17 protein-coding genes and 1 pseudogene are annotated in these 26314 nt (G+C 65.7%); 11 read left to right on the top strand and 7 right to left on the bottom strand.

Going from position 1 to position 26314, the window contains the following annotated elements; all coding sequences use genetic code 11:
• Nucleotides 1-98 precede the first annotated feature (98 nt).
• Both QX132_RS00090 and QX132_RS00085 read right to left on the bottom strand, forming a co-directional pair.
• Nucleotides 99-2825 carry a glycosyltransferase gene (locus tag QX132_RS00090; protein WP_316159785.1) on the bottom strand — a complete coding sequence of 909 codons (2727 nt, stop codon included), beginning with the start codon at nt 2823-2825 and terminating at the stop codon, nt 99-101.
• Between the two features lie 347 nt (nt 2826-3172).
• The gene (locus QX132_RS00085; RefSeq protein ID WP_315737893.1) at nt 3173-3766 is read right to left on the bottom strand and encodes a beta-1-3, beta-1-6-glucan biosynthesis protein; all 594 of its coding nucleotides are present in this window, start codon (nt 3764-3766) and stop codon (nt 3173-3175) included.
• Between the two features lie 381 nt (nt 3767-4147).
• Between QX132_RS00085 and QX132_RS00080 the strand changes: the two genes are divergently transcribed.
• The gene (locus QX132_RS00080; RefSeq protein ID WP_316159994.1) at nt 4148-5728 is read left to right on the top strand and encodes a beta-(1-6) glucans synthase; all 1581 of its coding nucleotides are present in this window, start codon (nt 4148-4150) and stop codon (nt 5726-5728) included.
• Here the strand turns inward: QX132_RS00080 and QX132_RS00075 are convergent.
• Nucleotides 5688-6068: a hypothetical protein gene (locus QX132_RS00075; RefSeq protein WP_284416120.1), complete on the bottom strand. Its 381-nt coding sequence runs from the start codon at nt 6066-6068 to the stop codon at nt 5688-5690. The two genes, QX132_RS00080 and QX132_RS00075, sit on opposite strands and share 41 nt — an antisense overlap.
• Before the next feature lie 108 nt (nt 6069-6176).
• A complete protein-coding gene (locus QX132_RS00070) occupies nt 6177-7532 on the bottom strand; it encodes a hypothetical protein (RefSeq protein ID WP_315811058.1) in 1356 nt (451 codons plus the stop codon).
• A 135-nt stretch (nt 7533-7667) separates the two neighbouring features.
• Between QX132_RS00070 and glmU the strand changes: the two genes are divergently transcribed.
• Entirely contained in the window at nt 7668-9014 is a 1347-nt protein-coding gene (gene glmU, locus QX132_RS00065) for a bifunctional UDP-N-acetylglucosamine diphosphorylase/glucosamine-1-phosphate N-acetyltransferase GlmU (protein WP_315772133.1), read from the top strand.
• 9 nt (nt 9015-9023) lie between these two features.
• Here glmU and QX132_RS00060 read toward each other — a convergent pair whose 3' ends face one another.
• Nucleotides 9024-9251 (bottom strand): hypothetical protein, encoded by a 228-nt coding sequence (locus QX132_RS00060; RefSeq protein WP_315811057.1) that lies wholly within the window; start codon nt 9249-9251, stop codon nt 9024-9026.
• A 229-nt stretch (nt 9252-9480) separates the two neighbouring features.
• Between QX132_RS00060 and glmS the strand changes: the two genes are divergently transcribed.
• The 3 genes from glmS to QX132_RS00045 all read left to right on the top strand — a co-directional run bounded on the left by glmS (nt 9481) and on the right by QX132_RS00045 (nt 12962).
• Complete coding sequence (glmS, locus tag QX132_RS00055; RefSeq protein WP_315797383.1) at nt 9481-11307, top strand: glutamine--fructose-6-phosphate transaminase (isomerizing); 1827 nt, start codon at nt 9481-9483, stop codon at nt 11305-11307.
• Between the two features lie 52 nt (nt 11308-11359).
• Nucleotides 11360-11974 carry a LysE family translocator gene (locus QX132_RS00050; RefSeq protein ID WP_316159784.1) on the top strand — a complete coding sequence of 205 codons (615 nt, stop codon included), beginning with the start codon at nt 11360-11362 and terminating at the stop codon, nt 11972-11974.
• Nucleotides 11975-12164: 190 nt separating this feature from the next.
• Complete coding sequence (locus QX132_RS00045) at nt 12165-12962, top strand: DUF502 domain-containing protein (protein ID WP_315737899.1); 798 nt, start codon at nt 12165-12167, stop codon at nt 12960-12962.
• Nucleotides 12963-13007: 45 nt separating this feature from the next.
• On the opposite strand, the gene QX132_RS00040 is transcribed toward QX132_RS00045, so the two are convergent.
• Complete coding sequence (locus QX132_RS00040; RefSeq protein WP_316159783.1) at nt 13008-13382, bottom strand: VOC family protein; 375 nt, start codon at nt 13380-13382, stop codon at nt 13008-13010.
• A 281-nt stretch (nt 13383-13663) separates the two neighbouring features.
• Here QX132_RS00040 and QX132_RS00035 point away from each other — a divergent pair, with 281 nt between their 5' ends.
• Nucleotides 13664-15556, top strand: a complete 1893-nt coding sequence (locus tag QX132_RS00035) for an autotransporter domain-containing protein (RefSeq protein ID WP_315797384.1) — start codon at nt 13664-13666, stop codon at nt 15554-15556.
• A 163-nt stretch (nt 15557-15719) separates the two neighbouring features.
• Complete coding sequence (locus QX132_RS00030) at nt 15720-16583, top strand: NAD(P)-dependent oxidoreductase (RefSeq protein ID WP_315774723.1); 864 nt, start codon at nt 15720-15722, stop codon at nt 16581-16583.
• Nucleotides 16584-16709: 126 nt separating this feature from the next.
• Here QX132_RS00030 and recG read toward each other — a convergent pair whose 3' ends face one another.
• On the bottom strand, nt 16710-18812 hold the full coding sequence (recG, locus tag QX132_RS00025; RefSeq protein ID WP_316159782.1) for an ATP-dependent DNA helicase RecG: 2103 nt from the start codon (nt 18810-18812) through the stop codon (nt 16710-16712).
• 196 nt (nt 18813-19008) lie between these two features.
• On the opposite strand from recG, the gene QX132_RS00020 reads away from it, so the two are divergent.
• The 4 genes and pseudogenes from QX132_RS00020 to QX132_RS00005 all read left to right on the top strand — a co-directional run bounded on the left by QX132_RS00020 (nt 19009) and on the right by QX132_RS00005 (nt 26244).
• Nucleotides 19009-19296, top strand: a complete 288-nt coding sequence (locus tag QX132_RS00020; protein WP_315757546.1) for a succinate dehydrogenase assembly factor 2 — start codon at nt 19009-19011, stop codon at nt 19294-19296.
• Nucleotides 19296-22811, top strand: coding sequence for a transcription-repair coupling factor (mfd, locus tag QX132_RS00015; RefSeq protein WP_316159781.1), 3516 nt, complete (start codon nt 19296-19298; stop codon nt 22809-22811). The genes QX132_RS00020 and mfd overlap by 1 nt, the downstream gene beginning before the upstream one ends.
• 381 nt (nt 22812-23192) lie before the next feature.
• A pseudogene (locus QX132_RS00010) lies at nt 23193-23890 on the top strand (integrase core domain-containing protein).
• Nucleotides 23891-24132: 242 nt separating this feature from the next.
• Nucleotides 24133-26244 carry an MASE1 domain-containing protein gene (locus QX132_RS00005; RefSeq protein ID WP_316159780.1) on the top strand — a complete coding sequence of 704 codons (2112 nt, stop codon included), beginning with the start codon at nt 24133-24135 and terminating at the stop codon, nt 26242-26244.
• Nucleotides 26245-26314: the final 70 nt, after the last annotated feature.

Genomic DNA, 26314 nt, shown 5'->3' with positions numbered 1-26314 from the left:
CCCGCCGGAGGCGGGCGTCTCGAAGGATGGTCGCGGGCGGGCTGTCCCATGCAATTGCCGGGGACCGGTGCCGAAGTCACCCGACGCCGGCCTCTCGGCTACACCTTCTCCGGCACCTTCGTCGCGGCCGGCACGGCCACCTTGGCCGCCGCGCTCAGCGGGGCCGGCTGCATGCCCGGCGCCGCCAGCTCGGGCACCCAGACCGGGCGCAGGCCGATCAGCTCGGCGGTGCGGACGGTGGTGTAGTGCCAGAACTCGAAGGAGTTGATGCGGGACATCTCCAGCAGCGCGATCGCGACCGCGGAGAGGAACGGCAGGCTCTCCAGGATCAGGACGGCGGCGAAGATGTAGAGCTCGGTGATCTGCAGGGTGTTGGTCACGATCAGGATGGTGGCGCCGATCAGGAGCAGGGCGCCGATCACGGCCTCCCAGAACGCTTGGAACTCGATCGACATCCGTGAGAGGCCGCCCTTGGACGTGCGGGCGAAGGCGAGATGCTCGGTGATCAGGCCCTGGGCCACGGCGCGGCTGACCGTCCATTGCACGGACATCGCCGCGATCATCGCGCCCAGCATCTGCCAGGGCCGGATGGCGACGCGCAGCCGGTAGAGGATCAGGAAGTGCGCCAGCGAGACCACGAAGGCGGCGAGGATCGGGATGGTCAGGATCTTGTCGGGAATGGCGATGCCGGCGAAGGCCACGATCGGCGTCCAGATCAGGTTGAGGATCGCGACCACGACGCCGAGGCTCTCGGCACCGAGCCAGTTGAGCCAGCCGAGCGAGAACTCGCGCTTCTGGTCCGAGGTCAGCCGGCTGTGGCCGGGCAGGAAGCGACGCCAGTGCTTCTTGACGATCTGGAAGCCGCCATAGGCCCAGCGATGGCGCTGCTTCTTGAACGCCTCGTAGGTGTCGGGCAGGAGGCCCTGGCCGTAGCGGGTGTTGGTGTAGTGGGTCTGCCAGCCCAGCTCCTGGATGGCGAGGCCGAGATCGGTGTCCTCGCAGATCGTGTCGCTCGACCAGCCGCCGGCCATGTCCATCGCCGCGCGCCGGATCAGGCACATCGTGCCGTGCACGATGATCGCGTTCTCCTCGTTGCGCTGGACCATGCCGATGTCGAAGAACCCGGCATATTCGCCATTCATGATGTAGTGCATCAGCGACAGATCCTCGTCGCGATGCTCCTGCGGCGCCTGCACCAGGCCGACGGCGGGGTCGGCGAAGGCCGGCACGAGGTCGGAGAGCCAGTCCGGCGTCACGACATAGTCGGCGTCGATGATGCCGATGATCTCGGCGTCGACGGCGGTGCGCTCCATCGCGATGCGCAAGGCGCCGGCCTTGAAGCCCTTGACCTTCTCGGCGTTGATGAACTTGAAGCGCTCGCCGAGCATGCGGCAGTGATCCTGGATCGGCTGCCAGAACGCCGGGTCGGGCGTGTTGTTGATGATGCAGACGACCTCGTAGTTCGGGTAGTCGAGCCGCGCCAGCGCATCCAGCGTCTGCTTCATCATGTCGACCGGCTCGAAATAGGCCGGCACGTGGATCGACACCTTCGGGCAATAGCCCTCCGGCATGGCGGCGCGGTCGCGCGCGGCCTTGTCGCGGGTCAGCAGACGGCGCGGCTCGCGGCCGAAGGCGATCGCGGCGATCTCCTCGATGCGGGCCATCGCAATGAGGATCAATGGAACCAAGAGGATCAGGCCGAGGGTCAGTGCGAAGGTCGAGCCCCAGACGAAATAATGCACGTTCCAATAGGCGAAGACGTTGGAGACCCAGGCACCGACGCCATGTGCCGTGATGGCGAGCATCATGGCCTGCAGCACGGTCGGCTGGCGCAGCCGCACGATCGGCAGCGACAGCAGCACGCCGACCAGCAGCGCGATGGCCGCGAGCTGCCAATAGTCGGGATTCACGATCGGGCCGGTCCAGGCGAATTTCGCCTCGCGCGCGGCATTCAGGACGCCCCAATACGGGCCGACGCCGCCTTCGAAATATTTCCAGGGCTGATCGATGGCCTCGACGATGTTGTATTCCATGCCGATCGAGGCGGCCTGGGCGAGAAAATTGCGCAGCACCTTCGCCTGCCGGAGCGGGCCCGGCACGGCGGGGCCGCGGTTGTCGCCGCTGCGGCTGTAGCCCTGGCTCGGCCAGCCGAACTCGGCGATCATGATGCGCTTGCCGGGGAACTGCTTCTTCAGAAGCTGATAGCGATCCACCGCCTGATCGACCGCCTGGTCGTCGGTGAAGAATTCCCAATAGGGCAGCACGTGCGCGGCGATGAAGTCGACATTGGCCGCGAGCTCGGGGTTGTCGCGCCAACTGTTCCAGACGTCGCCGGTGGTGACGGGCACGTTGACCGACTTCTTCACGCGCTTGATCTTCTCGATCAGCTCATCGACCTTCTGGGTCGCCGTGAGGATGGTCTCGTTGCCGACCACGATGCCGATGACGTTGCTGTTGCGGCGGGCGAGGGTGATGGCCGACTGGATCTCGCGCTCGTTGCGGTCCGGATCCTTGTCGATCCAGGCGCCGAGCATCACCTTCAGTCCGGCCTCCGCGGCCAGCGGCGGCACGATCTCGAGGCCGCCGGTAGAAGAGTAAAGCCGGATGGCCCGCGTCATCGTGGCGAGCTTCTTCATGTCGGCGCGGATACGTTCCGGCGAGGCCACGGTGTTGGCGCCGGGGGCTCCGGTTCCTTCATGCGGATCGTAGGAAACGCTCTGCAGCAGGCCGGTGAAATTGGGGGCCTCCTGCTTGTCCTGCAGCAGTCCCCAGAGGGCGGCGTGCACAGCGGTGACGAGGAGCAGGACGGCGACGACGGCACGCATTGGAGGGGCAACCATTCCTAGGATCAAGTCAGCGGTGAAGCGGAGCGGTCGATCGCCGTTCCATCTCGGGTATGCGATGCTACCGGGAGCACGTTCACGCGTGACGTTCGACGACGAAGGCGGTCATTCTCACGCCGTCACAGCCGAAGGCCGCGACATCATATGCCATCCCAACAGAGCCCAATCATGCTGAACGGTGCCTGAACCGGGGCGAGGCTCAAGCGCGCGTCGACGACCTCGATCGTATCTCGGTCGTATCCTGCCACGTGATCGGAGCGCTGTCATGCGCACGCCACGCATGGGGGGCGGTCGCCGGGATCGTGCGTCCTGCCTGCCTCAGGCGCCGGTCACTTCGCCGGAGGCTGCGGGGGCGAGGGCGAAGCCTGGGGGGCGGGCTGCTGCGTCGGCGCTGGCGACGCCTGCGCGGCCGGCGTCGCTGCCGGGCTCGAGGCCGGGCCCGGCGCAGGCGCGGCAGCCACCTGCGGCTTCGCGTCCGGATTGATCCAGCAGGTATGGACGTGGTTGTTCAGCGAGTTCGGCACCTTCGGATCGATCTGCGGGATGAATCGCGTCAGGCAGCGGAAGGCGGCCTGAACGTGGCCACCGGGGCAGCCGAACCGGTCATAGAGATCGAGGTGGCGGAAGGCGGTATCGAGGTCGTCGTTGTACATCAGCTGGACGACGCGGCGGCCGAGCCAGACGCATTCGGGATTGCCGGCCGGGCCGCCACTGAGCGCCTGGGACGCTTCGGTGAATTCGTCGGCCTTGCGCTGGTTGTCCCTCGACACGTCGGCCGGATTGGCCGCCTGCGGCTTTTGGTCCTGGGGATGGTCGCTGCCGCTCTGGGCGAGGGCGCCGGGCGCGCCGATGAGGAGCACGAGGCCCAGAGCCGCGGACAGGCGCGAAACCGAAAACTTGGACTTGAGCACGCGTCGACCCATAAATTCCCCGATTGTTGCCTTCGTGCCGTCCCCTGACGGACGCAGTGGTGATGCCGATCAAATCGGCCCCGATTGCGGCGGGAGATTGATTCCGACTGTCGCGGAGCGTTCCTGACGGGCGCTTGCGCAGGGCCGAGAAACCTGGTTGCGACGGCCGGGGTCAACCGGGATTCCCAATGACCGGAATCTCGGAATTTGTCCAGCAACGTACCAACTTTCTCGCGTCATCGTAAAAGGGTGATTTGGAGCGGGTCCGCCAAGAGTGCCGGAGGGCTCGGCCGATCGCCTACTTGGCAGATCGCCGCCGACCGGGTAATCGACACCACCCTGCCTGGAGACACGGAACTGAAATCCCTTCCTACGCCGCTGGCGCTTCTGCTCATATCCTTGGGTGTCATCGCCGCCGCGTGGTGGTGGCTGGCCCAGCCGATCACGCTCGCGCGCGCGCCGATCGAGCTCGATTCGAAGCTGCAGTGCGTGTCCTATGCGCCGTTCCGCGGCCAGCAGAGCCCGCTGGATCCGACCACCCATATCGACGCCGAGCAGATCGAGCAGGACCTGGTGCAGCTCGCCAAGATCTCCGAATGCGTGCGCACCTATTCGATCGAGAACGGCCTCGACCAGGTGCCGGGAATCGCATCCCGGGTCGGCATCAAGGTGATCCAGGGCATCTGGCTCGGCTCCAACAAGCTGAAGAACGAGCAGCAGATCGCGATCGCGGTCGACCTGATCAAGCGCTATCCGAAGGTGATCACGGCGGTCGTGGTCGGCAACGAGGTGCTGCTGCGCGGTGAGATGACGACCGCCGATCTCGCTGCGACCATCCGCAGCGTCAAGGCCCAGGTCCAGGTCCCCGTGACCTATGCCGACGTCTGGGAGTTCTGGCTGCGCAATCGCGAGCTCTACGACATCGTCGACTTCGTCACGGTTCATATCCTTCCGTATTGGGAGGACATGCCGGTGCGCGCGAAATTCGCCGCCTCCCATGTCGACGCCATCCGCCAGCAGGTCGGCGTCGCCTTTCCGGGCAAGGAGATTCTGATCGGCGAGACCGGCTGGCCGAGCGAGGGGCGGATGCGCGAGGGTGCGCTGCCGTCGCGCGCCAACCAGGCGCGGGTGGTGTCGGAGATCCTCAGCCTCGCCAAGCGCGAGAACTTCCGCGTCAACCTGATCGAGGCCTATGATCAGCCGTGGAAGCGCAAGCTCGAGGGCACGGTCGGCGGCTATTGGGGCCTGATCAGCGACGACCAGCGCGCGCTGAAATATCCGCCGGGCGAGCCCGTCAGCAACTATCCGCTGTGGAAGCTGCAGATGGGCGGCGGCATGATCCTGTCGTTCGTGGTGTTCCTGGCCGGGTGGCTGACGGTGCGGCGCCGGCCCTGGCCGCCGCACGTCTCAGCCTGGATCGGGGTCGGGTTCTCCGCGACGACAGCGGGCGTGCTGTTCGGCATGGCCGCGGACAAAATGTTCTATGAGAGCCTCGGTGTCGGCGGCTGGCTGCATTGGGGGGCGCTGCTCGCTGCCGGCGTCCTGGCGCCCATCCTCAGCGCCAACGCGGCGATGGCCGGGCGGCCGTTGCCGACCTTTCTCGACCTGCTCGGACCGAATGACGGCCGCAAGCAGTTGAAGATCACCTACCTGCTGGGCCTGGTCCTCGTCGTGACGGTGCTGATTGCGGCCGAGACGGCGCTCGGCTTCGTGTTCGACCCGCGCTACCGCGATTTCCCGTTCGCGAGCCTGACCATGGCAGTGGTGCCGTTCGCGATGCTGCTCGGCAATCGTCCGGCGCAGGGCGCGCGCCCGATCGCCGAGGCCAGCTTCGCCGGCCTGCTCGCGATCTCCTCGGTCTACGTGATCTACAACGAGGGCCGCGACAACTGGCAGGCGATGTGGACCTGCGCGATGTATCTGCTGCTGGCGTTCACGCTGTGGCGGGCGCGGGCCGCGCAAATCCGAGAATGAGCAGGCCGATCGCCAAGCCCGACAGCACGATGTTGTAGAGCACGATGCCGAGGCCGGCGGCGATCAGCCCGCCGGTCAACAGCACGATCGACGGCCGCATCACGTGCAGCACTGCAATCACCAGCGCGGTGGCGCCGAATACCGAATTCTTGAACAGCGTGGTCGCGACCGCCCGGCTCTTGCAGGCCAGCGTCTGCAGGCCGGCATCGCAGGCCAGCGCGACGCTCGACAGCTCGATCGCGAGATAGCGCAGATAGAGGGCATAGCCGACGGTGACGAAGCCTATGATCAGGAGCCATTGCACCTGATAGGGCGAGAGGCGGAACGGGGTCTTTTTCATGCGCGGGACTATGCTGCGGAAAGGATCGTCGGACAAGCCGCAAAGCCGGTTCGCGGACTGCTTTCACAATCCGTCCCAACCGGCTTTGGCCGCACGATGATTTGAGGCTCAGGAGCGGCGGAAGAACGACGACAGCGCCGACGGTTGCTCGGGCTTGGGCGCCTCTGCCGGCGGCGGCGCCGGTGCTGCTGCTGTGGGCGGCGGCTCCTCGCGCTTGCCGTGGCGCTGCTGCTGGGCCTGCGGCTGAAACGTGCGCCGGCGCTGCACCGGCTTCTGGGCGGCAACCGCGGGAGCGCCCGGCTTGGCCGCCTCGGCCCCCTCCGGCTCCTCGCGGACTGCGAGGCGCTGGCCGTCATAGACGGTGGTCTCGCAAGCGCGCCGGCTCTCGGCGAGCACCGCGCAGATCTTCGCCGCCGTGGCCGCGTCGCCCAATGGGCCGGCGCCGAGTCGCAGCTGCATGCCCGGACCGCTCCGGCCTTCCTTCAGGATGATGATCGGCCTGAGCGAGGCGAGGTCGGCATGGGTCTTCACGAGATCCCGCCACAGCGCCCGCAATCCTCCGAGCGAGCTGGCCGCGCCGAGATCGACGGCGAATTCGGTCTTCTGGACCGCCGTGACCGTGACGTCCGTGCTGTCATTGCCCTTGGCGGCGGCCTCTGCGGGCTCAGCCTTTGCGAGCTTGTCGGTCTCGGCCGGCTTGCCGGCCGGGTCCGGTGCGCCACCAGGCGGCTGGGAACCGGTCGCCGCGACGGCGGGTGCAGGCGGGGTCGGCGACAGAGCGGCGGAGACGGACGATGACGAAGCACCCGACAGCCCGGCCGACATCGGCCTGGACTGCTCCTGTTTCGTCTTGTCGGCGCTCGCGGCAGCCGCCGGGGAACCGGGCTGAGCCGGATTGATTCCGGCGGCCCCGTTGGGAATCGGCATGAACGGCGACGCGTTCGCGTAGGCCGGCAAGGGGCTGGACGCCGCGGAACTCGATGGGGCCGCCACCGTGGCCTGGGACTCCACGGCCGCGATCTGCGGCGCGGGTGCGGCTTTGCCGCCGGGGGCGGGATTGGCGGTTGCCTGGGCGCTCTGCTTGGCCAGCGCGCCGGTCACCGAGTCCAATCCCTGCTCGAGCACGGTCACGCGCGCGTACAGCCGGTCGCGATCGGTGTTGAGCGTCTCGATGGCCGCGCCGAGCTGGCGCGCCTCGCCTTGCGTCTCGCGGGCCAGCGACTGCAGCAATTGTGCCTGGCGCGACAGATCGGCCGCGGAAACACGGTCCTGCCGCCATCCCTGTGCGGCCTGATTGGTGAAAACGGCCAGGCCGACGGCGCCGACGGCGCCAGCCCCCCACCAGCCGAGCCGCCACAGCGCGCGGCGATCGAACTCGTTCTCGTCGGCAAACAGTCCGGACAGAGTCGCCCCCGTCTTCTCAGCTCCATTTGTGCCGGCGGATTTGCGGGAGTCCTTAGCCATGAACCTGCCTTAATCGAATCACGAAGCGAACATTAACAGGAAAACCACCAGGGGCTTCAGCGGGTGCGGTTTGCCCCGCGCAGAAAACGCATTATGACAGCGCGACCTATGCGCTCCCTTCATCCCAGGTGTTTCATGACCGCTCGATCCAGTCTGACCATCGTGCTTGCGGCAGGCGAGGGCACGCGGATGCGCACGAGCGTCCCCAAGGTGCTGCATCCCATCGCCGGCGAATCATTGCTCGCGCACGTCCTGGCGGCGGCGCCGCAAGGCGATGGCGCCAGCATCGCCGTGGTGGTGGGGCCAGGGCACGAAGCGGTCGAGAAGGAAGCCAGGCGCCTGCGGCCCGACGCGGATATCTTCGTTCAGCGCGAGCGGCTGGGGACGGCGCATGCGGTGCTGGCGGCGCGGCAGGCGATCGCGCGCGGCGCAGACGATCTGCTGGTCGCATTCGGCGACACGCCGCTGATCACGGCCGAGACGTTCGCGCGGCTGCGGGCAGCGCTCGTGGAAGGCGCAGCGCTCGCCGTGCTCGGCTTCCGCGCCGCCGATCCGACCGGCTATGGACGCCTTCTGCTCGACGGATCGAAGCTGGTCGCGATCCGCGAGCAGGCCGATGCAAGCGAAGCGGAGCGGGCGATCACGCTGTGCAATGCCGGGGTGATGGCGATGGACGGCCGTCGCGCGCTCGCGATCCTCGACAGGATCGGCAATGCCAACAGCAAGGGCGAGTACTATCTGGTCGATGCGGTGGCGATCGCGCGCGAGCAGGGGCTCGAGGCGGTCGTGATCGAGACCTCCGAGGACGAGGTGCGCGGCGTCAACACCAAGGCGCAGCTCGCCGAAGCCGAGGCGGTGATGCAGAACCGGCTGCGCCGCGCGGCGATGGATGCAGGCGTGACGCTGGTCGCGCCGGAGACCGTCTACCTCGCTGCGGATACCACGTTCGGCAAGGACGTGACCATCGAGCCGTTCGTCGTGATCGGCCCCGGCGTGTCGATCGGCGACGGCGCGGTGGTGCATTCGTTTTCGCACATCGTGCAGTCCAAGCTCGGCCGGAACAGCCTGCTCGGGCCGTTCGCGCGGCTGCGGCCCGGTACGACACTCGGAGACGGCGCCAAGATCGGCAATTTCGTCGAGGCCAAGGCCGCGGTGCTGGAGGCGGGCGTGAAGGTCAATCACCTGTCCTATATCGGTGACGCCCATGTTGGGGCCAATGCCAATATCGGTGCCGGCACCATCACCTGCAACTATGACGGCTTCAACAAGCACAAGACCAATATCGGCGAGGGCGCTTTCATCGGCACCAACACCTCGCTGGTGGCGCCGATCACCATCGGCGCCCGCGCCTATATCGGCTCTGGCTCGGTGATCACGCGCGACGTGCCCGATGATGCGCTGGCGCTGGAGCGGAGCCCGCAGACAACACGCGAAGGCGCGGCGGCGCGCTTCCGGAATGCCAAGCAACGCCACAAGAAGTGAGCTGAGAAATCAGCCTTCGTCGTCCTGGAACTCGGCGAACATCGCACGTGTCAAACGCCACCCGCGGCGGGTGGCGTGCTTGACGGGCTCGTTGGCGCGATGTTTGATCGGCATCGGCTTGAGCTCGCTGCTCAAGGCCGGCGGCGGCCAGTGCGCCAGATGGCTTCCGGAGGTCGGATGCGACAGGCTCAGCGGGCTGGTGCCTTTGGGATCAGTTGGGCGGCGGCTATAGGTCATGGCGTCCTCTCCGACGCGACAGTCTCTGCGCGAAAGCGTTGACCGGGCGTTAAGTGCGCTCCGAACCGGACCTCCGCATCAAACCGGAGTTGCATGCAGGCCCTCGGTTAGGGCTCCCACTTAACCCTGTCGCAATCCGCAATAATTATTGAATCCTGAAAGCGCGCCGTTTTCGTTAAGACAATGCCACGCTTTTGAATCTCTCTCGACGATTTGGGGACTAGCGCTGATGTGCGGAATCATCGGGATCCTGGGACGCGGGCCGGTTGCCGAGCATCTCGTCGATTCCTTGAAACGTCTCGAATATCGCGGCTACGATTCCGCGGGCGTTGCCACGCTCGAGGGCGATCATTTGGACCGGCGGCGCGCCGAGGGCAAGCTCAAGAACCTGCAGAAGCGGCTCGAGCAGCATCCGCTGAAGGGGCACGCCGGCATCGGTCACACGCGCTGGGCGACCCACGGCAAGCCGACCGAGAGCAACGCGCATCCGCATGCGACTGACAACGTTGCCGTGGTACATAACGGCATCATCGAGAATTTTCGCGAACTACGGGCCGAGCTCGAAAAGCAGGGCGCCAGGTTCGCGTCGGAAACGGACACCGAGACCGTCGTCCATCTGGTCAACTCCTATTTGCTGAAAGGCCATTCGCCGCAGCAGGCCGTGGCTGCGTCGCTGCCGCAATTGAAGGGCGCGTTCGCGCTGGCCTTCCTGTTCAAGGGTCATGGCAACCTCCTGATCGGCGCGCGCAAGGGCTCGCCGCTCGCGATGGGCTACGGCGACGGTGAAATGTTTCTCGGCTCGGATGCGATCGCGCTGGCGCCGTTCACCGACACGATCAGCTATCTCGATGATGGCGACTGGGTCGAGATCACCCGCGACTCCGGCATCATCCACGACGCCTCGGGCGCGGTGGTGAAGCGCGACGTGTTGAAATCCGGCGCGTCGTCGTTCCTGGTCGACAAGGCCAACTATCGCCACTTCATGGCCAAGGAGATCCACGAGCAGCCGGAGGTCGTCGGCCATACGCTGGCGCGCTATGTCGACATGGGCACCGAGCGCGTAGTGCTGCCGGCGCGGCTGCCGTTCGACTTCAAGGACATTCAGCGCATCTCGATCACCGCCTGCGGCACCGCGAGCTACGCCGGCTTCGTCGCCAAGTACTGGTTCGAGCGCTTCGCGCGCGTGCCGGTCGAACTCGACGTCGCCTCGGAGTTCCGCTATCGCGAGGCGCCGCTGCGCCAGGGCGATCTCGCCATCTTCATCTCGCAGTCCGGCGAGACTGCCGACACCCTGGCGGCGCTGCGCTATGCGAAGTCGCAGGGCGTGCACACGCTCTCCGTCGTCAACGTGCCGACCTCGACGATCGCGCGCGAAAGCGAGATCGTGATGCCGACGTTGGCAGGTCCCGAGATCGGCGTTGCCTCGACCAAGGCGTTCACCTGCCAGCTGATGGTGCTCGCGGCGCTGGCGATCGCGGCAGGTCGCGGCCGCGGCGAATTGTCGGAGGCTGACGAGACCAAGCTGGTGCATGGCCTGGTCGAAGTGCCTCGCCTGATCGCGGCGGCGTTGACGACCGAGCCGCAGATCGAGAAGCTCGCCCGCGAGATCGCGAAGTCGAAGGACGTGCTCTATCTCGGCCGCGGCACCTCCTATCCGCTGGCGCTCGAAGGCGCGCTGAAGCTGAAGGAGATCTCGTACATCCACGCCGAGGGCTACGCCGCCGGCGAGCTCAAGCACGGCCCGATCGCGCTGATCGACGAGACCATGCCGGTCGTCGTCATCGCGCCCTATGATCGCGTGTTCGAGAAGACGGTGTCGAACATGCAGGAGGTCGCCGCGCGCGGCGGCAAGATCATCCTGATGACAGACGCCAAGGGAGCCGAGGAGGCGACCGTGGACTCGCTGGTGACGATCACCATGCCGGACATGGCCGCGACGTTCACGCCGATCGTCTACGCCATCCCGGTGCAGCTCCTGGCCTACCACACCGCCGTGGTGATGGGGACCGACGTCGACCAGCCGCGCAACCTCGCCAAGTCGGTCACGGTGGAATAGGCAAACGTCCGGCCCGGCGGATCGGTCGGTTCGCTTGATCACGGGGATCGGGATGGCCCTCAACACCTGGCTGCTGTTCTTCGTCACGTCCGTGGGGATCTCCCTGACGCCAGGCCCGAGCGGCCTGCTCGCCTTGACGCACGGGGCGCTGCACGGCGGACGCAGGACTCTGTTCACGATCGCGGGCGGCCTGATCGGCTTCATCCTCGTCATCGCGCTGTGCATGTTCGGCATCGGTGCGCTGGTGCAGTCGTCGATCACTTGGCTCGTGGTCCTGAAATGGGTGGGCGGGCTGTATCTCGCATGGCTCGGGGTCAAGTTGTGGCTCGCGCCGCCGGTGGGCGTCGATCTGGCCGACCAAGCCGTGACGGCCAGAGGACACGCGCTGTTCCGCCAGGGTTTCCTGACCGCGGCGACCAACCCGAAATGCCTGCTGTTCTTCAGCGCGCTGCTGCCGCAGTTCATCGATCCAGATCGCAGCCTGGCGGTGCAGTTCGCCGTCGTGGCCGTCACCTATACGGTGACCGAGTTCGTCACCGAATACGCCATCGCCAGCGCGGCGGCCCAGGTTCGCCCCTGGCTCGCGCGGGTCGGGCGGCGCTTCAACCAGGTCTGCGGCGGCATCTTCGTGGCGGTCGGGCTGGCCCTGCCGCTGCGCAGCGCCTAGGGCGCCGCGTTCGGCCGTCCGCGTCGCAACTCTCCGCAACGGGACCTGAAGCACCTTCCGCCTGGAATGGGTGTCCGGCTGCCGGGCCACAGGTCAGCGGCAAAGCGCGCATGTGTCGGAAAGAGGGCCTTTGCCCTTCAAAAATCTGCTAAGACCCTTAGCTGAGATTTGATCCGACCCGGAAGTTCGCATGAGTTCCCGCGACGACCTGCCGCCAGAGACCGATCCCTTGGCCGATGCTCCGGCCGAGACGCCCCACCATGGGCTGATGTTCCGGTTTCGCAACTATTTCCTGACCGGCCTCGTCGTAGCCGGACCCGTCGCCATCACGCTCTACATCACGTGGTGGTTCGTGACCTGGGTGGACGGGCTGGTCCGGCCGTTCGTGCCTCTGGTCTATCGTCCGGAAACCTATCTGCCGTTCGGCGTGCCCGGCTCCGGCCTGATCGTGGCCGTGATCGGACTGACGCTGCTCGGCTTCCTGACGGCCAACCTGATCGGCCGCACCCTGGTCGACCTCGGCGAGCGGCTGCTCGGCCGCATCCCGGCGGTGCGGGCGATCTATCGCGGCCTCAAGCAGGTGTTCGAGACGCTGTTCTCGGGCAAGGGCTCGAGCCTGCGCCGTGTCGGCCTGGTCGAGTTTCCGTCGCCGGGCATGTGGTCGATCGTCCTGATCTCGCAGCCGCCGAGCACGGAGATTGCGAGCCGCCTGCCCGGTGACGACGAGCAGATCTCGGTGTTCTTGCCGTGCGCGCCGAACCCCACCACGGGCTTCTTCTTCTATCTGCCGCGGAGCAAGATCATCGAGGTCGACATGAGCGCCGAGGACGCGGCGACGTTGATCATGTCATGCGGCGTGGTGCAGCCGGGATCCGACCAGCAGAAAAAGGTCGCGGCGCTGGCCAACATGGCCAACACCGCGCGCCTCGCCAACGCACCCGCGCAGCCATCGCCGCATCGCGAGCCGGAGCCGGCCAAGGCGGACTAGGCTGAAAGGCCGATTGATGCGCATGGCCGGCCACCCGCGGAGGGGCTAGGCCGCATCCTGCGGAACGAACACGCGCAGGCGATGCCCGTCCGGATCGAGCGCGACGAACGTCGTTCCGAAATCCATCCGCGTCGGCGCTTGCGCGATCGAGAGTCCGCGCGCCTTCCAGTCGTCGTGCAGCCTCTGGACCTCGCCGGCATCGCCGACCGCGAACGCGACCTCGGCGAAGCCTGCTGCGCCCGTCGCTGTCGGCTCGACCGTGTGCCGCGACCACAAGCCCAGCATGACCCCCTCGCGCAGCGGCAGCATGGTGAATGTCGGCGATTGTTCGATCACGGGCCGGCCGAGCAGATCCGCATAGAAGGCCGCGCTCCTCGGCGGGTTGTCGACGTAGAGGATCAGGAAATTGAAGTCGGGCATCGTCGTTTCTCCGGTGGCGGCGCCGTCTGCAGCGCTTCAGCCACACGACTAGCCGAGCCCTCTGCCAGATTCTGTCAGCAGCCTTCGTGAGCATGGTCGCTGGCGGTCCGGTCCGCCCAGCGGGCAAACGTGCGCATCGCGGCGCTTTGCACTGCATGATGATGCGGGGAAAGCACAGCCACGGATGTCGTCGTTCCTACAACCAGCGGGCGGTGGTGTTTCGAATGGTCACCATGGAAACATCGGGCAAACAAAAGTAAGGCGTTGGGGAGGCGCGTAGGATGCCTGTGAGTAGGACGACATTGTTGTGCGCGGTCGCGCTGTCCGCGGCGTCCCTGCAACTGACGGGGCCGGCAGCAGCCCAGACCACCTATACGCGCATTCAGGCATTTGGCGACAGCTACGCCGACACGGGCAATCTCTGGACCTTCACCGGCGGCGCCGGCAAGCTGCCGCTCTATCCCACCGGCCGCTTCAGCGGCGGCACGAATTTCGTCGACACGACCTCGGCGCTGCTCGGCATTCCCCAGCTCAACTACGCGATCGGCGGCGCCATGGCGGGCAATACCAACGTGGTGGCGCCCGGCATTCCCGGCTTCTTCCAGGAATGGAGCGGACTGACGGGCTTCTCCGGCAGGATCTCGTCGACCGACCTGGTCGAAATCTCGGTCGGCGGCAACGATGCGCGGGCCTATTACCGCGCCGGCGGCTCGCTCGCTGGCGCGCCGACGGCCGCGGCCGTCACGGCCCAGCAGGCCATGGCCGGCATCAACGCGCTGGTCGGGGACGGCGCGCGCAGCATCGTGTTCACGGCCGGCGATGTCAGCACCTTGCCGGAGGCCGTCGGCAACGCCAATGCCCCGGCCGGCAAGGCCTACAGCACGACCTATAACAGCCTGATGCAGCAGTCGCTCGCAGGCGTCGCGCGTTCGGGCGTACGTGTCGAGTATGTCGACACCGGACTGGTGGGGACGCTAATCCAGGCCAATCCACAGCGCTATGGCTTCACCAATGTCGGCGCCTGTCCGGTGGCGTGCATCGGCAATCCGGCGCTGCAGAGCCAGTATCTGTTCTATGTCGACGGCGTGCACCTGACCTCGCACGGCTTCGAGGTGCTGGGCCAGTACATCGTCAACCGCCTCAACGCGCCGCTGACCTTCGCGCCGCAGGGCGAGGTGGCATCGATCACGGCGATGGGGTTTGCCTCGACGCTGTTCGGCAAGCTGGATCAGTTCCGCGAGACCACCGGCTTCGCGCCGTCGACGATGAATTCCTTTGCCGCGGTGACGAAGGCGCCTTACGCCAAGTCCCCTTACACCAAGGCGCCGCCGCTGGCGCCGGTCAGCCCATGGTCGTTCTACATGCAGGGCAATGGCGGCGTGAGCGACCGCCAGGGCAGCGCCGCCTCGAACGGCTTCAATCTCGACAGCATCGGCGGCACAATTGGCGTCGAGTACCGGCTGTCGGCGAACGCCATGATCGGTACCGCCTTCGACTATTCCAATCCGAAGGCGAGGCTGTTCAACAGCGCCGGCACCACGGATGCCAACTCCTATCAGTTCGGCCTCTACGGCGCCTGGGCCAGCAGCAACCTGTTTGCCGAGGGCCTGGCGACGATCGGCCGTCAGGACTATCACAACACGCGGCCGGGCGTGGTCGACACCATCACCTCCAGTCCCGGCGGCACCACCTTCGTCGCGGCCGGCAAGGCCGGTTACCTGTTCGATGCAGGCACGGCGAAGCTCGGACCGATCGGCGGGCTGACCTATGCCCGCGCCCGTGTCGACGGCTACACCGAGACCGGCGATCCTGCGCTGACGCTCGCGGTCGGCTCGCAGACCGCCGAGACCCTGATCGGCAGCGTCGGCGTGCAGCTGCGCACGCCGTTCCAGGTGCAGGGCAACGTCATCAATCCGTACCTGAACCTGACCCTCGATGACGACATCATCGGCAACGGCCGCCTGATTCAGTACAACGCGACCTCGGCGCCCGTCATCGTCAACAACTGGACGGTTCCGAACGGCACCTCGCACAACGTCTACGGCCGGGTGAGCGCCGGCGTCGTGGCGCCGTTCTGGAGCAATGTGGCGCTGACGGTGAACGTGTCGCGCACGATCGGACGCACGGGAGGAGACGATTTCTTCGGCAGCGGAGGCTTGAAGATCGCGTTCTGAGGGTCTGCCGCGGCAGCCAGCGTTCTCGGGGGCTCTGAGGGGGCGCTGGCGTTGCGGCCAAGGCGAGGGCAGCCCGGAAGGGCTGCCCTTCGTTTTCGTGCCTTCAGTTTTGTCATGGGGTGGGCATAGTTTTAGAGACCATCGTTGGAATCGGAGCGTCATCATGCCTCCCAGCATTGCCGTCATCGCGCCCGGCGCCATGGGCAGCGCCATCGCCGCCCGTCTCGTGGAGCACGGCTGCAAGGTTCTGACTTCGCTCGAGGAGCGCAGCGCGGCGACGCGGGCGAGGGCGGCCGCATCCGGCATGGTCGGCGCCAGCGACGCCGAGATCGCCAATGCCGACATTATCCTGTCGATCGTGCCGCCGGGCGAGGCTGTGGCGCTGGCGGAGCAACTCGCGACGGTCATCAACCGGAATTCGAAGAAGCCCATCATCGTCGACTGCAACGCCGTCAACGTCGACACCATCCGGACCATCGAGGACATCGTGCTGTCCTCGGGCGCGCGCCTGGTCGATGCCGCCATCATCGGTCTGCCGCCGAAGCCGGGCACGAAGGGACCGGCGTTGTATGTGAGCGGCGAGGCGGCCGTTGATGTCGCCGCGCTGGGCCAACTCGGGCTCGATCTGCGCCGGATCGAAGGGCCGATCGGCGCGGCTTCGGCGCTGAAGATGTCCTATGCGGGCATCAACAAGGGCCTGACGGGGCTCGGCGCCGCGATGGTGCTGGCCGCCACCCGCGCCGGCGCCGCCGACGCGCTGCGCGACGAGTTGGCGCTGAGCCTGCCGCACGTCCAGGCGCGGCTTGCCAATGCGCTGCCGGACATGCTGCCGAAGGCCTATCGCTGGGTCGCCGAAATGCGCGAGATCGCGGGCTTCCTGGGTGATGACCATCCGGCCGCGCTGATCTACGAAGGCTTCGCCCGTCTGTTCGAGCACATCGCGACGGACGTGCAGGGGCAGGGCACCGATGCGGCGCAGCTGGTGGCGTTCGCCGAGAGCTGCAAGGTGAATAAGCCGGCGTCATAGACTCGTAGGGTGGGCAAAGGCGCACCGCGCAACGCGCGGTGTGACGTGCCCACCGTTGTTCTTTACGACCATCGACATGGTGGGCACGCGCCGCCTTTGGCGTCGCTTTGCCCACCCTACGACATGTCAGCCCGCCGTCAGCAGCGGGATCGCCTCGTCGCGTTCGTAGAGATAGAGCAGGCAGCGCAGCGCGTCGCCGCGCGGGCCCTTCAACTTCGGGTCCTCTTTCAGGATGCGCAGCGCCTCGTCGCGCGCCTGGGTGATCAGTTGGGCATGCACCTCGGGACGGGCGATGCGATAGCCGGGCAGGCCACTCTGGCGGATGCCGAGCACGTCGCCTTCGCCGCGCAGCTTGAGGTCCTCCTCGGCGATGCGGAAGCCATCGGTGGTCTCGCGGATCACCGCGAGCCGCGCCTTCGACATCTGCCCCAGCGGCTCGTGATAGAGCAGGATGCAAGTCGACGCTTCCGAGCCGCGGCCGATACGGCCGCGCAACTGGTGCAGCTGGGCGAGGCCGAAGCGCTCGGCATTCTCGATCACCATGATGCTGGCGGCCGGCACGTCGACGCCGACCTCGACCACGGTGGTCGCAACCAGCAGCCGCAGCTCATGGGCCGCGAACCGGCCCATGACGTCGTCCTTCTCGCTGCCCTTCATCTTGCCGTGGACGAGGCCGACCTTGGCACCGAAGCGCTCGCGCAGGCTCTCGAAGCGATCCGTCGCATTGGTGAGATGATCGACGCCCTCGGCCTCGGATTCCTCGACCAGCGGGCAGATCCAGTACACCAGCTTGCCGGCATCGAGCGCGCGGCCGACGGCATCGATGACCTCGCCGAGCCTGGTGTCGGCGACCGCACGGGTGTCGATCGGCTGCCGGCCGGCCGGCTTCTCGCGCAGCTCGGAGATGTCCATGTCGCCGAAATAGGTCAGCACGAGGGTGCGCGGGATCGGCGTCGCCGACAGCACGAGCACGTCGACGGCCTCGCCCTTCGAGGTCAGCGCCAGCCGCTCGCGCACGCCGAAGCGATGCTGCTCGTCGACGATGGCGAGCGCCAGCGACTTGAAGACCACGTCGTCCTGGATCAGCGCGTGGGTGCCGACCAGCAGGTCGATTTCGCCGGCCTCCAGACGCGCAAGAATGTCGCGACGCTCCTTGCCTTTCTCGCGCCCCGTGAGAATGGCCACGTTCATCCCAGCGCGCTCGGCGAGCGGCGTGATGGTCTTGGCATGCTGGCGCGCCAGAATCTCGGTCGGGGCCATCAGGGCCGCCTGCTTGCCGGCCTCGGCGACGGCGGCTGCCGCCAGCAGCGCCACCACCGTCTTGCCGGAGCCGACATCGCCCTGCAGCAGCCGCAGCATCCGCACCGGCTTTTCGAGATCGGCGGCGATCGCTTCGATCGCCTTGGCTTGCGAGTTCGTCAGCGCATAGGGCAGGGCGTCGATGATCTTGCGGCGCAGCCGGCCATCGCCGGCATGACGGTTGCCCGCGGGCCGGCGCAGTTGCGCCCGCACCAGTGCCAGTGCCAGTTGGCCGGCGAGCAGCTCATCGAACGCGAGCCGCGACCAGAACCGGTTTTCCGGCAGGATGTCCGTCAGCTCCTGCGGCACATGCACCCGCGTCAGCGCCTCCTTCAAGGGCGGGAAGCCACAGCGGCTGAGCACCTCCGGACTGATCCATTCCGGCAGCTCGGGCAGCTTGGTCAGCGCCGCGGCAATCGCGCGCCGCAACGATCCGAGTGCGAGGCCTTCCGTCAGCGGATAGACCGGATCGATGCCGGAGAGTTTTGCAAACCCCGCTTCATCCAGGATGCGGTCGGGGTGCACGATCTGCGGCGCGCCGTCATACATCTGCACGGTGCCGGAGACATAGCGCTTGGCGCCGACCGGCAGCACCTTCTCGATGTAGTCGCCCTTGGGACGGAAGAAGGTCAGCACGACGTCGCCGGTCTCGTCGCTGGCGTAAACGAGGTACGGCGCGCGGGCGTTGCGCGAGGGGCGGTGGCGATCGACCGTGACTTCGAGCGTCACCACGGTTCCGACCGCGACGTCGCGCACCTTGGGCCGGTTGCGGCGGTCGATCACGCTGGCCGGCAGATGCAGGAGCAGGTCGACCAGGCGAGGCGTCTCGCTGCAGCCGAGCAGGTAGCGCAGCAGCTTGTCCTGCTTCGGCCCGACCCCGGAGAGGGTGGTGACCGGCGCGAACAGGGGATTGAGAACGCTTGGGCGCATGGACCGAACACTTAAAGCGGTTTGAGAGCCGGAATAGCCGCGAATGCCAAGACATCCACGTCTTTTTCTCAGGTTTCAGGTGCCGGGCATGCCGGTTCTGCAGCCTGGGAGGGCTGACAGGAGCGCTGCGTGCCGCTATATCGAACCGCGCCCGGCACCGTCCGGGCTTTTGGCGTTGTCCTGCAGGAATATCGCGATGACCGGAACGACCCGATCGAGCCAAGGCCTAGACGACCGTCGCAAGCGGCTCCTGTTCCGCTGCTGGCATCGCGGCACCCGTGAGATGGACCTGATCCTCGGCCGCTTCGCCGATGCCGAGATCGGGAGCCTCTCCGAGAGCGAGCTGGCCGAGCTCGAACAGCTTCTGGAAGTTCCGGACCCGGATTTCTACGCCGCGGTGACCGGCGCCCGGCCGCTGCCGCCGGAGCAGACCCCGGCATTGTTCGAGCGCATCAAGGCGTTCCGCGCGGTGGGCGCCGATTGATGAAGAGCCCGGTCAAGTCGCCAGCCGAGCATCTCGCGCCGGGGCGCGCGCTGACGCTCGCCAATGTCGCCGAGGGCGCCGAAGGCCTGGTCGTCTCCGATCTCGCGCGGGCGGTCGCGGCCAAGCCGAAGCCGCCGGCGGTGAGCCTCGCCGTGGTCTGTCGCGACGGCAATCGGATGCAGCAGCTGGCGCGGGCGCTCGACTTCTTCGCGCCGGATCTGCCGGTGATGCAGTTCCCGGCCTGGGACTGCCAGCCTTACGATCGCGTCTCGCCGCATGGCGGTATTCTCGCCCAGCGCGTCACGACGCTGGCGCGGCTGTCGCGCCTCGCCGGCAGCGACAAGCCGCTGATCGTGCTGACCACCGTCAACGCCATCGTGCAGCGCGTGCCGGCGCGCGACACCATGGCCGGGCAGGCGCTGTCGGTCGCGCCCGGCCATGTCGTGCCGATGGACTCCGTCGTCGCCTGGCTCGAGCATAACGGCTATCACCGCTCGTCGACCGTGCGCGAGAGCGGCGAATATGCCGTGCGCGGCGGCATTCTCGACCTGTTTCCCGCCGACCTCGACCAACCGGTGCGCTTCGACTTTTTCGGCGACAGCCTGGAATCGATCCGCACCTTCGACGCCGAGACGCAGCGCACCTTGCTCGACATGCGTTCGCTGGATCTCGTGCCCGTCTCTGAATTCCAGCTCGTCACCGACACCATCCGCCGCTTCCGCATGGGCTATGTCGCCGAGTTCGGCGCGCCGGAGCGCGATGACGCGCTGTACGAGGCCGTCAGCGAAGGCCGCCGCTATCCCGGCATGGAGCACTGGCTGCCGCTGTTCCATGACAAGATGGAGACCTTGTTCGACTATCTGCCGAACACACCCATCGTGATCGAGCCGCAGGGCGAGGACGCCGCGCGCGAGCGCTTCAAGCAGATCATCGATTATTACGACGCGCGCCGCGAGGCGATGGAGCATCCCGGCGGCGGGGCGATCTACAAGCCGCTGACGGTCGACCGCCTCTATCTGACGTCCTCCGAATGGGCCGAGCGGCTCGCCGCCGTCCCGCTGGCGCGTGTCACTCCGTTCGCGGTGCCGGAGAGCGCCAACGTCGTCGACATCGGTGCGCGGCAGGGCCGCAACTTCGCGCCCGAGCGCAACGATTCCGCCGTCAACGTATTCGAGGCCGTGGTGGCGCACGTGCAGGCGCTGCAATCGGTGCGCAAGAAGGTCGTGATCGCGCTGTGGAGCGAAGGCTCGCGCGACCGCATGGCCAGCATGCTGAAGGACCACAAGCTGATCCATGTCACCAGCGTCAACACCTGGCGCGTGGTGCAGGCGACGCCGCGCAACGAGACCATGCTCGCGGTGCTGGGCCTGGAGACCGGCTTCGAGACCGACCAGATCGCCGTCATCTCCGAGCAGGACATTCTCGGCGACCGCCTGGTGCGGCCGCGCCGGGCGAGCCGCAAGCTCGACAACTTCATCTCGGAGGTGACGAGCCTCGCGATCGGCGACATCGTGGTCCATGTCGATCACGGCATCGGCCGTTTCGTCGGGCTGCAGACGCTCGAGGTCGCCGGCGCGCCGCATGATTGTCTCGAACTGCGCTATGCCGGCGAGACCAAGCTGTATCTGCCGGTCGAGAACATCGAGCTGTTGTCGCGCTACGGCTCCGACCAGACCAATGTCGAGCTCGACAAGCTCGGCGGCTCCGGCTGGCAGACGCGCAAGGCCAAGCTGAAGAACCGCATCCGCGAGATGGCCGGCGAGCTGATCAAGATCGCCGCCGAGCGCATGCTGCACGAGGCACCGAAGCTGCCGGTGCAGGCTGGCCTCTATGACGAGTTCTGCGCCCGCTTCCCCTATGACGAGACCGAGGACCAGCTCGCCGCGATCCAGGCGACGCTCGCCGATCTCGAAGCGGGACGTCCGATGGACCGGCTGGTCTGCGGCGACGTCGGCTTCGGCAAGACCGAGGTGGCGCTACGCGCCGCCTTTGCCGTCGCGCTCGACGGCAAGCAGGTCGCAGTCGTCGTGCCGACCACGCTGCTCGCGCGCCAGCATGCAAAGACTTTCGCTGAGCGCTTCAAGGGCTTTCCGGTCAACGTCGCACAGGCGTCGCGGCTGGTCAGCACCAAGGAGCTCAATCAGGTCAAGAAGGGCCTCGCCGACGGCTCGGTCGACATCGTCGTCGGCACCCACGCGCTGCTCGGCAAGGCGATCAAGTTCCGCGATCTCGGCCTCGTCATCGTCGACGAGGAGCAGCATTTCGGCGTCAGCCACAAGGAGCGGCTGAAGCAGCTGCGCGCCGAGGTGCATGTGCTGACCCTGTCGGCGACGCCGATCCCGCGCACCTTGCAGCTCGCACTCACCGGCGTGCGCGAGCTGTCGATCATCGCCTCGCCGCCAGTCGATCGTCTCGCCGTTCGCACCTTCGTCGCGCCGCACGACCCCGTGATGATCCGCGAGGCCCTGCTGCGTGAGCGCTATCGCGGCGGTCAGGCGTTCTACGTCGTGCCGCGCATCGACGATCTCGCCGAGGTCAAGGAGTTCCTCGACAAGACCGTGCCGGAGATGAAGGTCGCCGTCGCGCACGGCCAGATGGCGCCGACCGTGATCGAGGACATCATCGGGGCGTTCTACGACGGCAAGTTCGACATCCTGCTGTCGACCACGATCGTCGAATCCGGCCTCGACATTCCCCGCGCCAACACGCTGATCGTGCACCGTGCCGACATGTTCGGCCTTGCCCAGCTCTATCAGCTGCGCGGCCGCGTCGGCCGCTCCAAGCTGCGCGCTTATGCGCTGTTCACCCTGCCGTCGACGCACAAGATCAGCCCACTGGCCGAAAAGCGCCTGGGCGTGCTGCAGTCGCTGGAGACGCTGGGGGCCGGCTTCCAGCTCGCCAGCCACGACCTCGACATCCGAGGCGCCGGCAACCTCCTCGGCGACGAGCAGTCCGGCCACATCAGGGAGGTCGGCTTCGAGCTCTATCAGTCGATGCTGGAGGAGGCGATCGAGAACCTCAAGGCGGGCATCACCGAGCCGACCGTCGACCGCTGGTCGCCCCAGATCACCATCGGCATGCCCGTGCTGATCCCCGAGGACTACGTCTCCGACCTCTCGGTGCGACTGTCGCTGTACCGTCGGCTCGCCGATCTCGAGACCGACGACGAGATCGACAACTTCGCGGCCGAGCTGCGCGACCGCTTCGGCAAGCTGCCGGACGAGACGCGCTATCTGTTCAAGGTCGCCGCGATCAAGAACTACTGTCGCAGGGCCAATGTCGAGAAGGTCGATGCCGGCCCGAAGGGCGCGGTCATCGCCTTCCGCGACAACAGCTTCGCCTATCCCGATCGTCTCGTCGCCTTCATCAAGCGCCACGGCCAGGCCGCCAAGGTGCGCCCCGACATGAAGGTCGTGTTCCTGCAGGTCTGGGAGACGCCCGAGGAGCGGCTCGCCGGCACCACCGATATCCTGAAGGAACTCGCCGACCTCGCGGAGAAGAAGAAGGCGGCGTAGCGGAATGGAGCGTTAGCGAAGCATCCAGCCGAAATGCAACGCAAGGCTGGCGATCGTGAAGACTGAGACGATCGCGATCACGCTGATCCAGTCGGTCTGATCGCGAGATTGTCTGTTCTGCATCGCAACGCTCCGCTTCACAAGACGCCACACGCCCCGTCCGATGATCAGATCAGACGAGTGAGGCGAATGCGCGATCTGAAGATGTACGTGTTTGGTTGAGATCGTGGCCAAGCCGACGTTCCGTCATTGCGAGCGAAGCGGAGCAATCCAGAAGCCACGCCAGAATTCTGGATTGCTTCGTCGCTTTGCTCCTCGTGACCTGCCCCTAAGAATTTCCTCCAGAAGGATTTAGAGTCCGGCCTGACGAAGGACGGACAGATGAAGCGTAAACGGTTCACGGAAGAGCAGACCATCGCGGTTTTGAAAGAGCACGAGGCCGGCGCGAAGACGGCTGATCTTGCCCGCAAGCACGGGATCTCGGAGGCGACGTTCTACAATTGGAAGACCAAGTTTGGCGGCATGGACGTGTCCAGTTCGCCCCAGGACAGCGCTTCCGTATCCTCAGCATCGTCGACGACGTCACCAAGGAGAGCCTGGGAGCGATCGCTGACACCTCGATCTCGGGCCGGCGGGTGGCGCGGGAGCTGACCACTATCGTCGCCCGACGCGGCAAGCCGGGTTCGATCGTCTCGGACAACGGCACCGAGTTCACCTGCAATGCGATGCTGGCCTGGTGCAAGGACAACGCCATCGACTGGCACTTCATCGCGCCCGGCAAGCCGATCCAGAACGCCATTGTCGAGAGCTTCAACGGCCGGATGCGCGACGAGTTCTTGAACGAAACGCTGTTCTTCGGCCTCGACGACATACGGCGCAAGCTCGCCGCCTGGGTCACGGACTACAACGGCGAGCGGCCGCACTCCTCACCGAAATACCAGACGCCTGCGGCCTATGCCGCCAACCTCCCCGCAACGGGCGATCGGCTGCGCAACCCCGACCAGCTCCGCCAATCGCCCGTTGCTGCATCCGCGCCACTCGGCGTAAGACCCAACAGGACTCCAAATGCTCCTGGATGAAACTTCGGTGGCAGGTCAGTTGCAGAACACGGCGGGCCTGCGATGCCCGCCCGTATCGGCACCATGCGAGCGCTAGCTAAGCCCGGCTCGAACGCGTGTGCAACCTTGAGATGGTCGCACGAGTCCCTAAAGAGGATTAATGTTTCGCAGATCTTTATCAACGAGATCAGTTTCGCAGATCTTCAAGAAGATCAAAGGTCAGTTGTGGGGGGCGATCCAACTGCCTGGTCCAGGCATCGACGATGTCCGATCCACGATCACTATCGCCGGAGATAAATTTCCGCCGAGGCATTAGCTATGCCAGCGGTCTGGTCGCAATTGGACTGATCTATTTCGCCCTGGCAAAAGGTGGCCTTGCTCTCGCCTCTATTCATCCCAGTGCAACGCCAATTTGGCCACCGACAGGTGTCGCGCTGGCGGCGGTGCTGTTGTGGGGATATCGGACTTGGCCCGCAATTTTCACGGCGGCGGTGATCGCCAATGCGGCGACCGCCGGCTCGGTTGCCACCGCAATTGCGATTGCGACCGGCAACTCTCTTGAAGCCGTTGTTGGCGTTTACCTCATCAATCGATGGTCGAGCGGATGTAATACGTTTTCGACGCCAAATTCTGTCGCGAAGTTTACCCTGATTTGCCTCGTGATCGCGACACCGATCAGCGCCACCATTGGACTGTCCAGCCTGGCAACCGCCGGGTACATCGAACGGACGAATTTCGCAAACGCCTGGGTCACTTGGTGGCTGGGAGATGTGACCGGCGCGCTGGTCATTGCCCCCGTTATCGTGCTTTGGGCATCAAGCCCCTTCCATGCTTTCAACCGCAAGGAATTTTTGGAGACGGTCGGCGTCCTCGCAACAGCGGCGGCTGTTGGACTCATTGCTTTCAGCCCCCTGATCGAGCAAACGCCGAGCCGAAATCCACTGGGTTTTCTTGCGATCCTGCCAATGTTGTGGGCGGCGCTGCGCCGCGGTCCACGTGACACCGCAACGGTTGCGCTGGTGCTTGCGGGGATCACGATTTGGGGGACGCTCACGGGCGGCGGCCCCTTCACGACCGTGGATCTCAACGTTTCATTCCTGCTGGTATTGATGTTCTTGATCAGTATTACCGTTCCAAGCTTGTTACTGAGCGCCGACGTCGAGGTGCGCAAGAAGGCGGAGGAAAGTCTGCGCCACTCGCAGATGGAACTCGAACGGAAGGTTGCAGAGCGTACGCAAGAGCTGGAGCTCGCCAATGCAGCAAAATCGCGCTTTCTTGCCATGGCAAGCCATGATTTGCGGCAGCCATTACATGCACTAGGCCTGTTCGTTGCGCAGCTGCGCACGCCGCTCAAATCGGGGGAAAGGACAAAGACGATCGAGCGGATCGATGCAACGCGCAAAGAAATGGATGAAATGTTCAACTCGCTCCTGGATATTTCCAGGCTCGATGCTGGAATCCTTACACCCAAAATTACCGAATTCCCGATCGCGCGCCTGTTGCAAACAATTGAGACTACGTTTGATCAGGCAACGCGAGAAAAAGGCTTGCGTCTACGCGTTCGGCGAAGTGATGCCTGGGTGCGGAGCGACGCCATGCTGCTCGAACGCATACTGCTCAATCTGGTATCCAATGCTGTGCGCTATACGTCACGGGGCGGGATCATCGTCGGATGTCGTCGGCGCGGTGAAATGTTGCGTATCGAAGTATGGGATAGCGGTCCCGGCATTCCTGAGGATCAGAAGCAGAATATCTTTGGCGAGTTTTTTCAACTACCCGGCTCAGAACGGAACCGGTACGGCGGCCTGGGGCTCGGCCTGGCTATTGTCGACAGGCTTCGCGTACTTCTCAACCATCAAGTCGACTTAGCTTCGACTGTGGGCCGAGGTTCGCGATTCGCAATCCTGATTCCGATGGCCGACAAATGCGTCACGTCCACTGAGCCCGTCGACACACCTCGCCCCGCAGTCGTTGCGGTCGAAGGTAAGGTAATTCTTGTTATTGCCGATGCTCCAATTGTGCGAGAGGAGACGGGCGGATTGCTTGGCAAATGGGGATACTCCGTCCTTACCGCCGGATCCGACGAAGCTGCGCTTATCCGACTGGCTGAGCGCCAACAACGCCTCGATCTTATAATCTCGGATTATCATCTTGCGAGCGGAAAGACCGGGATCCGAGCAATTGAACAAATTAGTGCGGCGTTTGGCTCATCAATTCCAGCTATCCTCACCAGCGGCGATACGGCACCCGAACCATTACGTGACGCTAAGGATAGAGGGTACATTTTGCTGCACAAACCTGTCGACCCAATGCGGCTCCGCGCTGTCATGCACGAGTTCTTGAGGGATCAAGACGATAGGAGAGACACGGTATGAACCGGGCTGAGTCCTGACAATTCAGACCGGGTTGATTCCTGACAGGCAAGCTTCGTCCGATTCGAAGGAG

Origin of the sequence: Bradyrhizobium sp. SZCCHNRI20481 (genome assembly GCF_032485055.1) — a bacterium.
GTDB lineage: Bacteria > Pseudomonadota > Alphaproteobacteria > Rhizobiales > Xanthobacteraceae > Bradyrhizobium.
Note: the sequence above shows the minus strand (reverse complement) of the source record. Positions and strands in the feature narration are given on the sequence as shown.